We start from the raw sequence: 13954 nt of genomic DNA, 5'->3' as shown, positions 1-13954 counted from the left end.
AAGAACCTCATCCACCACAGGTACCGCGGGCGTTACTGGGGCGACCTTTTCCGCAGCCTTCGCTTCGGCTACCGGAAGAGGCGCTGCTTGAGCAAGCTGCTGGGCCTTCGCCACCACCGGCTCCTCATTACCAAGCTGAATCAGCCCTTGAGAATAAAGGCCGCCTATCGCCACTGCCACAATCACCAAAACCCATACCGGTGAAAAAGAGCTTTTCTCTTGCGCAAAACCACTGCCGCCGCTCGGTGCACGAAATGCCGGTAGTTCTGCTGAACTCTCCTCACTGCTGGCAGCACTTGATGAAAATGCTTGTTCGCCTTCCTTTTTCATCTCTGCCTGCACAAGCTCCGAGAGTTGCGTCGCTGCGGAGGGCTTCCATTCGATGGGATCAGCCTCGAGCTTACTCGACGTCCCAAGTTGAATCCCTTGAGGAACTGTCGTTTCCACGCCCGCCACCTTTTCCAGCTCACGCTCTGTCGCGGCTCGACCAATCAAGGTCCCAAGCTCTGGCACATTTTCTAGAGGAGCCCAATTGGCCATTCCTGTTTTCCAAACCAAACTGGCTCGGTTAACGGTGCCATTTGAAATTCGGCCCTCAAGCTCGGTGCGTGAAAGTGGACCCACTTGTTGGTTATCAATGGCGACCCACCAATCACGAGTCGGCTCAGGGGCAGAATCACTGGTATCAAGCTTGGGCTCATCGTCGATTGCCAATGAAGGTGCTGGCGTCTTAGCATCTTCCGGGTCGAAAATCGCATCGAACATCGAATCCATGGCATCCGCGGGACGCGCCTTCGTGGAGGATTCACTGAGTTCGAGATGAGCAAGTGGCTGCTCTTCTAGAGCTTCCGAGATTCTTTCACCCGTCGAGCGCTGAACCAAGTTCACATAACTGCAGCGTTTACAACGCACACGTACACCACGCTCGCCTATTTTTTCATCAGGAAGCACATATTGGGCACTGCATTGTTGGCAGCTAAATTTCATCTATTCAACACTCTCAATGTTAACTCCCGAAGCATCAAGCCCCGATTTTAGACACTAGCTAGCCTGCGCTAGCGGGTCAATTCAAGGTTTCAATGCCCTCAGGTCACCTCGACCCTTACTGCGCGATTTTTTGAACTCACATCCAAACCACTTCCGATTTTCTCTCGTAAACGCAAATGCTGCTTCGACCCCGCAAAACGGGTGAGTTCCAGTAAACGCAGCTCCGGAGAGAGACCGGGTGCTGTAGCGGGCATAATCTGGAGCCCTCGTAAAGCTGGCCCTAATTCACCTGCAAGCAAGAGACCCGCCCGTGCAGCACTCAAATGCGCCGCCTTCGCGAGACCCGCAGTCGGTTCTGGGCTCAGAAGATGGGAATACGCTCGTCTTGCTGGCTCTTGCAGGGCTCTTAGAACTTCGCCTGGTATCTTTTCAAAGTGTGACGCCCACTTGGCTACACCCGCATGCTCTGCCCCGCCCAAAGAGCGGTTGTAAACAACACACAAGCCCATCAAAAGTTCTCGCAGCTGCTCACCAGGATACAGTCCCGTTAAGAAAAGCTCAGGTCGCATGAAAGACAACTGGTACCCAAGAAGGAACCGCGACATCGAAGCATCAACTGTTTGAGTCATCGAGTTGTTCTGACCCACGACCAACGCCGGAGGACTCGAGGGTGCCAAATGAGCCGGCTCCATAGAGCCTTTACGGATATAAAGCCCCGGTGCAGATAGGCTTAAGGCGCCGTGCACGCGGCGAAGCATTCCCGCCAAATACAATTCACTATCAAGTGAGACGAATTCCTTCTTCTTCAGCCCGAGACTCTTTGGAGACTGCGTAAAGGCATCCGGTGCCAACCGTGCGAGTTCGGCAGCTAAATCACCCACGGGCCCGTGAAGCTCCGGGGCTAAAATCGCTTGCCAACCATCTTCACCGAGAGGACGCTGCGGCCAAGGGCGAATGCCCTTCTTTAAATGCTCGAGCATCTTGTATTCGTCATCGCCGGCAGTTCCCAGACCATCCAAAATCCCGCAATAAACAAATACACCGTCAAAATGAGATTGAGCATGGTAGAGTTCTTTTAACTTTCGAGCTCCTAGAGAAAAGTCTTGGCCTTCATCGTAAATCTCATGACCAATCTCTATTGCCTTTTGACGGTGCTTGGGACTCTTTAAGTAAAGCTCCGACAAGCGCTGCGCTTCACTCTCCCTGGACTGGTCTAACTGGCGAACAACTTCGTACGCCATAATCGCATTGTCCACATCCTTCAGGGCCCTATCGTAGAGCTCGGCAAGGTTGCGCCAAAGCACCAAACGAAATGTAGGAGTTAACGCTTGGGCACGGCCCAACATCGCGCGGTAGCACTCCTCGAGTAATTGCCATTCTTGACGCTTGACCAACAAGCGCTCCATATCCTTGAACGCATCCACACGCGTCGGTTCTAAATCCAGTGCCATGTGGTAAGCTTTAAGCGCCAACGGTTCGTTGCCCAACTTCGTTTCATAGAGCCCACCAAGGCGATGCAAAAGACTTGCCCGCCTCGTAATGTCCTCACAACTGCCAGCCGCCTTCTTCAGTACTGCACCAGCTTGTTGAAAATCTGAGCGCGCCAGCAAAACGTTTGCAAGTTTTTCTAAAAGGTCTACGGACGGGTTATCTAACCTTGCACCTCGTACCAAAGGCTCCAGTTCCTTGGCCGAGTCGCCGAGGTGACTCTGAGCAATATCCGCCATTTTTAAGTAGACAGGTTCTCTGGTGTCTAGGGGTATCAGGCGGCTGTAACGGTCCAGTCTTTCGTAAGCTTGGTCCCATTGTCCCATCTGACAATCAATATCAGCCAATGCCTTGAGGGAGAGAACATGGTTCGGGTCGAGTTCAAGTGCCTTCTCATAGCCGCTTCGAGCATTGGGTAACCTGCCAGCCTTCAACTCCAGGTCACCAAGCTGCCAGTGAATATCGACGACCTCAGAGGCTGTCAGTTCCTCTCGGTGCTCTTCAATAATTCTTTGGAACGCATCCCGAGCAAGCTCATGTTGGTCCGAGCTCAAAAGCATCTGCGCCAACGCTTCTTGGGCGGCTAAGTATGAAGGATCTGCCTGCACCGCTTCTTGATAAGAGCGCAGTGCGTTGTCTAGATCTTCAAGTCGTTCGTAGGTGTAACCCAAGCGGTACTTACGATGACAAATCTCGGCCGGCGAAGAACTCCCATCCGTTAAGTTCAACAAACGACGATAATATTGGCCTGCTTGCTCATAGCCCTCATTGCGGAAATGATATTCAGCGAGCTTGCTTGTACAATCAACATCGGCTGGCTCGATATCAATGGCCAGCTCAAGCTGCTCAAGAGCTTTCAGGTCATCTTCTTCGACGCGGTCATAATAATCAGCCGCCTCAACGTGAAGTTCAAACCGGTCTTCATCATCGTCGGTGACGTCTATTTCCATTTTGAGATAGCGAATATAGCTACCCCAATCTTCGTTATCAGACGCCATTGACTTGAGAGACTCGATGGCAACGATGGCTCTTACATCAAGTTCAAGCGCGCGCCGGTAGGCCTCGGCCGCACCCTCACGGTTCATCAGCATTTGCTCTTGGATACGGCCCATCCGCTGATAGAGCTTTGATGCTTCCGCTTTATCTTGAGTTAGTTGAGCCTCTTGCTCCAACATATCCAGCGCCTGGAACCAGTTGCCGCTTCGCTCATAGAGTTGACCAAGAGCATGCAATGCCACGGGGCTCTCAGGCTTCAATACCCGAACCTGATTATAAGCCTGCTCTGCTAAATCTACTCGGGCAAGGTTGGAATGGTAAACCTCACCCATATCTAGATAAACCTGAGCTTTTTCGTCTGGGTCTGAAAGTAGCCTCAGATGATGGTCCATAATCGTGATCAGGCGAGGCCAATCTTCTCGTCGCCGCAGAAGGCTCTCAAGCTCTCCAACCACTTCAAGATGTGTCGGTTCAAGCTGAAGAACATCCTCTAAGCAGTCTGCCGCGCTTTCCAGATTCTCAAAAAGCTCCTCGTGAACGTTTGCCAGCTTGCGCAGTACCGCGACCTTCTCGGCCGGCTCCTCCAGCACAGAGAGCTGATGAACGAAGAGATCTCGCAACCCTTCTTTACCCTGAACTTTACGAAGCTCAGCCTCTAGAAGCGTCCAGGTTTCTCGGTTCTCACCATCAAGAATCAAAACACTGTCAAGCCACCGGATAGACTCTTGAGCATCGTTCAATGGATCCGACCACAAACGAGCAAGCTTCATCCTGAGTTCGATGCCCTGCTCTAGATCAGTGGTCTGTTCGACTCGCCGTGCCAACACATCAGCCAGTGCCTCGTGATTACCAAGCACAGCATATAAGCGGCTCAGCGCGATCAACGCATCCTGGTCATCAGGCATCAACTCTAAAATACGCTGGTAAATCGAGACCGCACGAGACTCATCACCGATTTCTTGTTCCCAGATACGCCCCATCTCAGCCAGAATGGGTTTCTTCGCTTCTGGTTTTCTCGAAATGACCTGCTTGCGTTCTAAGGCAGCAAGCTGTTTATCGAAGCGTTCATCATCTATCGCAACTTTTAAAAGGCCATCGAGTGCGGGAATATGTTCAGGATCAATCTCTAGGGCTCGCTCGTAAGCGCCTTCCGCCTCATCCAAATCCTTAAGCGTCGTATGGTAAAGCTCGCCCACTTGCATCAATCGGCTTAACCGAATTCGGCTGTCTCGAATGTCATCAAGCTGGTCTTCTAAAATCGCAACCGCTTCATCAGCGCAGCCCAATGAAAGCCCAAGGTCAATAAGACTTTGGGAAGCGCTGAGGTCCTCGGGTTTGAGACGATACAGCCTACCCGCAGTCATAAATGCACGCTCAGGCATCTCAAGTTTGTCCGACTGCACACTCAAGATTGCTTGCAGCGCCGATACAGTCTCATCGTCACCTAAATGACTCATGGCCGCTTCATGCAGCTCCACCAAGTCTTGCCAACGCTCTGCTTGTTCATAAAGATTTTGCAATGCTGGATAGGGTCTGAGGTCAGTCTTGTCTTGAGACCAAAGTGCTTCCCATGCCCAGGTTCCAGCAATTGGATTATTCACAACATCGTTGTAGATTTCGACCAAGCGATAAAGCAGCAAACGCTTCTGCTCTGGATCATCACAAAGCTTCGTGGCTTGGGTTAAAGCTTCAATGGCGTGCTCAGGTTGATTGAGTTCCAAACATAAGGTCGCGAGTTTGGCCAGTTCTTCCCAAGTGGTTCTATCATCGGCGATAAGCTGCTGCGCGTGGCCTGATGCATCTTGAACCCGGTCAAGCTCCTTGCCCAATACCTCAATCAACTGGATTTTTCGTTCACAATATCGGTCGTCGGGGAGAGCAAGGCGGCGTAAGGTTAATGCGGCCCAGGGCTCGAAGGACCTTTGGTCGTGAAGAATATTGGCTAACGATTCAAGGGCCTCGACCTGCTCGGGTTCTCGCTCGAGAAGTTGCTGCCAATCCTGCTCAGCCTGCTCAGGTTGCTCCAATTGATCTCGAAACAACCGGGCACGACGCAGATACAAGTCGGAGATATCTTCTCCCTTTGCACCATGCTCGAGCATATAAGCCAGATGGTCCAGCAATTCTGGAAATCGTTTGGCTTCAGAGAATAGACGGTCCAGTTGCTCCTGGGCCTGACCATCATTGGACTCAATAACCAAGAGTTCACGCCAGCTATCGACCGCGCGAGCGGGGAACTCAAGATGCTCGTCGTAGAGCCCCGCCAATTCCCTGTGCAGCGCAACCAATTGTGACAAGTCGGTTCGGGCAGCCAACTGCATCCGCAAGTTTTTCTCCAGCGGTGACCAAAGCTGTGCTCCACGAAAAAGCTCTGCCTCGCGCTCTAACCCAATCAAGTGAGCTGGCTGTTCTTCAACTAAACGGGCACAGGATTTTCTCGCTGCTTCGCTCTGCTCAAGCTTTTCGTCATACAGAAAGCTCAAGGACAGTAGGAGTTCTGCGCGTCTGGGTTTGTCGGAAATAAGCGTTAGAAGCTTCTCTTTGGTATCAACTTGCTCTTTCCAAGATTCTTGCTGGCCGTAGAGTGGGTCAAGGGCCTCAAGGGTTGGCAGGTTGGCAGGTTTGGTTTCAACACAAACCTCAAAACACGCAACCGCCTCACCCATGTCATCGAGTTTATCCCGAGCACATTCGGCTAAACGAAAATACCACTGAAAGCGTAATTCGGAGTCGTCCTCCCGCAAGCTCTTGCGGATGAGGCTTGACGCGTCTCTCCACATTTCGTTCGCGTTGCCAAGTTCCCACATCTTATCAAGTAGAGAAACATCTCCAGGGCATTCTCTTATCGCAAGGCCCAGGGCCCCAAGCGCTTGGCGAGGTTGCCCGAGTTCTCTCTCACGTAGATTCGCAATGCGAATCAACAAGTCTCGTCGCTCAACCGGTTCAACAAGATTTCTTAGCTTAACTTCTAGAACATCCGCGAGGTCTTCATAATCAGCGCGCTTTGAATAGCGTTCATCGAGAAAGTTGATGAGATTTGTGTCACCTTTGGCAAGTTCGGAGCGCACCCAGCGATCAGCCTCAGGATAATCCGGTTCATCTTCAAAGACTTCTCTCAAGAGAGCCACCGCACTTAAGGAATCATCAAAACCTTTATAGTGAAGCTTTGCCTGCCGGGTGGTGAGGTCAAGCCAATCCTCCATGGACGTTTCTGCACTTTGCTCAAGCAGGCGCCTTCGTTCATCTACGTAAAGCTCAAGGAGACCATCGTTGTCTTCTAACTCTAGGTAAACTTGCTCAAGCGCATCAAAGGTTCCCAAACTCTCCGGTGCGAAATCGTAAAGTTCCCGATACGTCTTCGCAACCGCCGCCTTATCACCTAAACCGTCTGCGTAAATTAAGGCGATTTCTCGTAAATAACCGACCTTCCGTTCACGGCCCGGCTCATTTTCAATCCTTAGTCTGAGAATTTCAATCCACGAAGGATAGTCAGGCAACTCCTTAAAGATACTCTCGAGGCCCGTAAGCGATTTATCGTCCGTTTTCTTCAGCGTAACGATGGCGCGGTATTCTTTCACCGCTGCGGGTAAATCTTTTAGCTCATGATGGTAACGCTCGGCCGCTCTTCGATGGTATTGAAGATTCAACGGTTCAGGCAGTTCCGGTGCCATCCGAGAGTATAGCTCCGCAAGTGCTTCTTGAGCTCCCGCCCGCTCTGCAAGGCTCTCAAGCCACATACGCAATCCAGCATCCGCTGGGTCCACTTCCAATGCCTGGCAACCAAATTCAAAAGCCCGCTCCGGCTGCTCTAGCTGAGTATCGACCAGCTCGCCCAAGCGGCGTAAGAGGTGCTTGCGTTCAGACTTATCCTCAACCTCGTCTAGGCGATGACCTAAAAGCCAAGCCAGCTTCTCGTACTGGTTTTCGATGGTATAAATCGGTTCGAGAATTTTTGAAGCACTGCTCACACACTGAGCTTGATCGACGAGCGCCTCAAGGCCTGCGATCGCTTCCTCATCATGGCGGCTGTGCTCAAGGGCTCGTTTATAGCATTCGAGAGCCTCGGCGTAAGAACCCAGCTGGTGCTCGAGTCTTCCCTTTTTAAGCAGGTCTTTTCGGACATCAGGGTTTTTTACGAGTGGGTCAACCAAGTCATTGAGAACCAAAAGCAATGCATCGGTATTGTTGCTATCCGCCAGTAATCTTTCCTGCCACCTCAAGGCCCGCAGTGGGTCACGGTCTTCTTTTTGTGCCAGTCGAAGAGCTGCTCTAGCTCGGTCGAAATCTTTTAACTCGGTCTCACAGACCTCTGCCAGCTCATAGCAAACACCCAGGCGTTCTTTAGCAACAGCGTCGTCCCATTTTGGGAAAACCTCCTCCAAGGCATCTGCCAGTATTGACGGACGATTCGCACGCCGTGACAGGTCACAAAGCATCTTCAAAGAAGGAACGTCGGCCGGCAGCTCAGGGTCACCAAGCCGCAAAAGCTCATCGATTGCGCTAGGCAAATCTTCCAATTTCTCAGAGAACACATTGGCGCGCCGGCCGCGAAAGCGGGCCAAGCTACTCGCATCGGAATGTTCACAAAGAGCTTCTAAGGCGTTCAAGACTGTCTGCCAATCTCCAACCTTGTCGGCCTGCTCCATCCAAGATTCTTCCAGTCGTAGATCGCGGGGCCTAAGTGAGAAAGCCCGCGTCAAACAATCGAGTGCGCTTGGCCCGTTGTCTAATTGCGAATCGTACCAGGTCGCCATCCGTGTCAAAAGTGGTACTGTGTGAACCTCGGCCTCCAACGCGCTGACATGGTTCTCACAGAAATCCACGAGCGGCTGATAGTCCCCCGCCCTCTCTGTTTCATCGATCCACATGCTTCCAAGGGCTCGCTTCACATTGCCCCGGTCATTAGCCTGATAGAGTTCCTGACACGCCTCGCGGGCCAATCCATGACCTGGCTCTTCCGTAAAAACACGGCGCAGTATTCTCTCTGCCTCTAAGTGATCCCCCAAGCGCAGACCAAAACCGCGTGCATAATCCAGTGCACGTATACGTCTTTCTTCGTCATCATCAATCAGCGGTAATTCAGAGGCGTAGGCCTCTAGAACACCTTCCGGGTTACTGGTCTTGAAATATAACTCGACCAGTCTCGCCCAGATCCATTGTTCATCCGGGCAGACTTCGGCCAACTGCTCCGCACATACAATTGCTTCTTCGTACCGCTCAAGCTCGTCGGCCAAAACCTCAATAAGACGGCGCCCCACCGACATCGTATCTTCTGCGCTTACATCTTCTTCAAAGCGGCTCTGAAGATAGGTGGCATGCTTTTCGTGGTCACCGAGTTGCTCGTAGAGTCTATCAAGCGCCGGGATACATGCATCGGGCATAGAAGGCAGGTCACGCACTTTTTCCCAGCTATCGACGGCACGCTCAATATGGTCCCAAGGTTCTTCAAACCCCCGCCCCAAGTCTATCCACATTGAGCGTTTCGTGGCTTCATTGAGGTCAGGTTCTTTAGCTTCGGCCAACTGGTAAAGAGCCTCCGCTTCCATTTCACTTGGGACGAGTTCTCGAATCAACGCGGCTGCGCCCTGGCGAGACTCTTCATCCGAGCCATAGGCGTAAAGTAGATCACCCAACGAGAGCGCAGGCTCCTCGGTTTTTACACCAGCCTTAGCAGCCCGCAATGCCATGCGTTGAAGCATTTCTGCCTTGAGCTTTGGCATCACTGCACGAAAAGCGTCACGGCTTCCTAGATGTTCCTGTGGTGCATCACTTAGGCGCAAAAGAGTGTCGGCAAGAGCCTCATCGCGAGAATCATAACCGAACGATTTGGCAGCACAGCGGTACCCGTTTAAACGGTCATCTAACTTCGTATCGTAAAGTTCCAAAAGCCTGCGCCACATATCTGCAGCCGCAAAATCAACTTTTTCATCCTCGACAAGTACTTCGAGCATGCGCGCTTCACCCGCATGATTTCCATTCTCGCTAAACAGAGGCTCAAGTGTCTTGGCAATCTCTAACGGCCAAACACCCTGATCAAACATTCGCTCCAAAGCCTCTACGCAAAGTGCGTCGTCGCCCAGATCTTCAACGGCCTTGATATACCAACCCGCTGCGTCTTCGGGCTCGCCGCCCGACTCCTCTAGTATTTGGGCAAGGTCCCGGCAGGCCACACCAGACTCTTCACCTATCTCAAGATTCGCTATTCGGGATTCGTGGCGTTGGATGAGTTCAGAAAACTCTGAGGCATCTCGTAGATATTCACTCAATGAATGAAAGGCAGAGGCATCGGCTGGCTCGATATCCAGAATCCGCCGCCACACATCCGCAGCCTCAGTTGAATCTTCCAACTCAAGTAAGGCACCCGCCAGTAAATGCAAAGTGGCCACACGCTCCAGCGGATCAACCGCTTCTTGGATCTGAGCCCGGAAATACTCAGCGGCTTGGTCTTGAGGTGCCAGGCGCATCAAGAGGCGACTAACCGACTCATACCCCTCACTCTCCTGCTCCCCAAGCGGGATACGGGTGCGCCAAGTCGCGAGCGCTGATTCATGATCTTCCACAACAAACTCTTGAAAACGCGCCAGACCTTCTAGCTCGGTTTTTTTCAATTCCGGGTCGAAAACAATCTGCACACCTTGAGCCAGAGATTCGGCTATCTTTTGAGCCCGCTCACCGGTGGTCGCCAGAGCTTCCATTTCTTCACGAAGCTTCGTGCCCGCAGCGGCCTCATAAAGCTCTCCCCAAAGCTCGATGGCCTCATCAAACTTCTCAAGCTTGTTCGCATACAAGGAACCCAGCTCTTGCATCATCGACATCCGCAGCCGCGGTTCGACTGAATCCATTCGGAGAACAAGTAACCGAGCTAAACCTTCTTCTTGGCCCTCGGCACGGTATGCTTCTTCCAGCGCAGCGCATGCCCGCTTATGCGTGGGTTCAATCCCTAAGATTTCTTCAAAATGCAGGAGGCCTCTTGAACTATCATCGAGTGAATTCTCACAGATATTGGCCATTCTCATTCGAGCCGCAACCCGCAGTGAGTTCCCCACCGTTTCATTTTGAGCCAGCTTCTCCAAAACTCGAATCGCTTCTTCGGGCTGCTTATTTTCAAGATAGTAATTGGCCAGCTTGTCAGTGGCACGGTCGCTCTCTGGGTTTTTTTCGAGGACTTGCCGGTAGAGACGCGCGGCGCCCGCGGTATTGCCCAACTCTTCCTCGTAAAGTTGTGCAGCCTGGAAACTGAGTTCAATCGACTGCGCCTCACTCTTGACGGTCCCAGCCATCTTCTCGAGCTCTTCAGCCAAAGCACCGTAGCGTCCATTTTCTTCGTAAACGTCGCGCAGTAAGGCGAGGCCTTCCTCGTCGCCGGGGGATGCGCCCAAGGCTTTGTCCAAGGAAACGAGCGCAGCATCGCGGTGTTCGCCATAGGCAAGTTGTAACTCAGCGACCTCCAACCACATACCCGCTGCTTGCTTCTCGTCTGAGATCGAAAGGTGCATGGCGCGGCCATCTAACTCTAAAACTTTTTGCTTCCAGTCTTTACGGCACAATTCCAAATCATGCTGGACCGTGAGTGCCACCGGATCGTCTTCCCGAATTTCCGCGAGCTTTTCCGCACCTTGAGCAGCCAAAGCATGGAGCCGCGGCTTTTTGACCATTTCTTGGGTGAGTTCGCGAAGCCGGACCAAACGCTCTTCGTCTAAACCTCCAACCCTCAACTCGTTTAGTAGGGAGTCGAAAACCAAACGCGGACGACCACGTTCTTGGTGAATCATGCCGCGAATTCGGTAAGGTTCGGGATTAAGCGCATCGGCGCCAATCGCTTCGTCCAAAGCGTTGAGCCCTCGGCCATGATCTTTGAGGCGTTCAACACAAATCTTGGCAATTTCAACCCAGCCATCGGATGTATCCGGTGACGCTGCCTGAGCTCGAAGCTGCTTCTCGTAGAGTTCTACGCCCTCGGTCAGTGCGCCGCGGTTGAAGTACAACTCCCGCAGAATTTTCGAGGCTTCTAAATCGCTGGGATCGATATGCAAAGCTTGCTTGAGGTAAGGCTCTGCACGGGCCGGTTGCTCTAAGGATTCAATATAAAGATTAGCACCGCGTACCCAAAGATTAGCAGCCATCGCCGGTTCAACTTTAGCGGCAAGGACATCGTAGAGCTTGGCGAGTTCATCGAGCTGGCCCTCTTTGGCATAGATCTCTTCGACCGCGCTCAGAGCCTGGGCGTCATCGGGACTTTCGTCAAGCCTGTCGAGATGCGCGTCCAATTCCGCCATGCCGATGCTCTCTTCTTAGCGAATGTGAATGGGTATCCACTATAGACAAATCTGGGGACTGGTTCTAGGAAACTTTGGATTGGATTTATTAAAGAATTGCCGGAAATCCCCCCAAATACGGGCCCCAGATCTCCAAAGCCGTGTGCCGGAGAATTTGCTCAACCTGACCGGAAAACAAAGGGATAATTGACGGTGACCACGCCCCCGCCAGCCGGCCTTGGAAACTCCCAGGTTTTGATTCGGCGCATAATACACTTCTCGGCCCGTTTACTGCCGAGGGTCGAGTCCTTAATCTTCACGCGCACAACCCGCCCAGAAGCAGAGATCACCCAGCTTGCAACCACACGGCCGGCCAGATTTTGCCGCCTTTGTAACTCAAACTCGTAGCAATAGCGGATTTGATTAATATTTTCGCGGATGACGCGCTCCACGACTTCACGCGCCAATGAGCCCATGATCGTTGGTGTAGACAATGACACCGCCTTGCGCTCTTTACGTTTATCAAGCTTCACATCGGCGCCGTAATTGGCTTTTCCGCCGCCCATTCGCCCCATCGTGTCGACCCGGGGAGCGGCCGCCGCGGCGCGTAATTTTCCGCCAGGTATCATCGAGCTGCTTAGGCCCACGGTTGGCATGGCCGAGTCGCTGGATGCGTCTCCACGGGTTCCGATCACTGCCACCAATCCGCCTTCTAGGTTTCCACCGATGCCCGCCGCTTCTCCTAGAAGCGCATCGGTGCCGCCCTGGCTGCCATCGTCAAACAAAGCCGAGAACTGTTCTTTAAGCTCGTCTTTTCGCTTATCCCGAGCATCTTCCTCATCCACTGGTTGGTCCTGGTCAGCCACAACAAGTTGCTTCTCAACCTCTTGGAGCTCTTTCTTCGTTTTTACTTTCTTTGTGGCTTTATCTTCCGCGGTGGGTTCTTCAACCTTGGGCGGCTTTAAAAGAAGACTGGCAAATCTATCGGGCTCCTCAAAAAACGCTCCATCCAAAGCTTTATCTGGGGCCGGAAGACCGTAGAGATACATGCCAAGTAAAAGGTGGGTCAGGAGAGAAAAGAGTGCGAGGTTCGCAAACGCAAAATCGAAGGTACGAAAAAGACCAAGAGGCGGTTTTTGTAGAGCCGCCACAAAGCTTAACTCAAGAGACCAGCCGCCCACATCAATTTGCGCTTTGCTTTCAAGATCAAGGCTAAGACTGTGACAACCTTCCAGGCCCGCCACAGGTTTAGACAACTCAGAGGCGGCCCACTGCTCAAGCGATTGCTCCTGATTTTGATGAACAACTTGGCCCGTGAAGCCGTCTGCCCACTGCAGCTCTGCAACACCCCCAACGTAGCGTACCAGGGGAAAATCTGACTTGGGTAGGATGTCGTCGCCCACAAAGACTTGAGCACGCTTTGATTCACCTAGAATCAAAGGGGTATTTGCATGGAGGTGCTCCATACTAACCAGTTCCCCGGCCACAAACCGCCTAAGCTCTAAAAGTGCGTGCTTTTCGTCGAATAAAAGCTCGGGGGCAACATCATCAGCATCATGAAGCTCCACCACTTGATACTCAGCGGGTACCTCGAAACCAGTAAACGGTTCAGACGGCGTATTTGCGGTGGGCGCTTCTGCTGGAGCTTTGGGTTCTGCTTGCGCGAGAGGCTCTGCTACAGGCTCATCGGGCACTGCGTTGAGTTTGGCTGGCTCGCCAATCCCAACCAGCAATACTGTTTCCCCAAGACCTATCCGATCTCCGTGGCTTAAAACCGACCGCTGAACACGTTCATCACCCAATAAGGTGCCCGCGGTAGTCCCCATGTCGACCAAGGTCGCCTCTACGGCGCCAATCTCAATGACCGCATGAATTCGCGCAACCGAGGGATCCTCTAACCGAATGGCAGCTGAGGCCATCCGCCCTATTTTGGCCGTGCGATGAACACCACTTGATAAAACAAGCGTCTCTTTAACGGCGTCACCGTCCAATACGGATATATGTAACTCTAGGGTCATGATTTTGAGAGGTATCAGTTAGAAGTTACGGCCATCGACTACTTCAGTCCATGTATCGAATGCGTCGGTGCCGCCGGCGATTTTTCTGGAACAAGTTTCAGTTTTATCAAATCGCAGCGACCGAGATTCAATACATATGGAAAGCTTGGCGTATGTATAGGAAATTGAAACAAGAAAAGACGTATACTTCGCTCGAGCAAGGCGCCGTTT

General features: G+C 52.3%; 3 protein-coding genes. All 3 read right to left on the bottom strand.

The features are described from left to right. Positions 1 to 987: DUF4339 domain-containing protein (locus HOK28_09360; GenBank protein ID MBT6433287.1), on the bottom strand; the 987-nt coding region annotated here is incomplete at its 3' end. A gap of 98 nt (positions 988 to 1085) precedes the next feature. Then, positions 1086 to 11747 carry a tetratricopeptide repeat protein gene (locus tag HOK28_09355; protein ID MBT6433286.1) on the bottom strand — a complete coding sequence of 3554 codons (10662 nt, stop codon included), beginning with the start codon at positions 11745 to 11747 and terminating at the stop codon, positions 1086 to 1088. A gap of 158 nt (positions 11748 to 11905) precedes the next feature. After that, on the bottom strand, positions 11906 to 13744 hold the full coding sequence (locus HOK28_09350) for an AgmX/PglI C-terminal domain-containing protein (protein MBT6433285.1): 1839 nt from the start codon (positions 13742 to 13744) through the stop codon (positions 11906 to 11908). Positions 13745 to 13954: the final 210 nt, after the last annotated feature.

Source organism: Deltaproteobacteria bacterium (genome assembly GCA_018668695.1).
Classification (GTDB): Bacteria; Myxococcota; XYA12-FULL-58-9; order XYA12-FULL-58-9; family JABJBS01; genus JABJBS01.
This window is presented reverse-complemented; position numbering and strand designations above follow the sequence as displayed.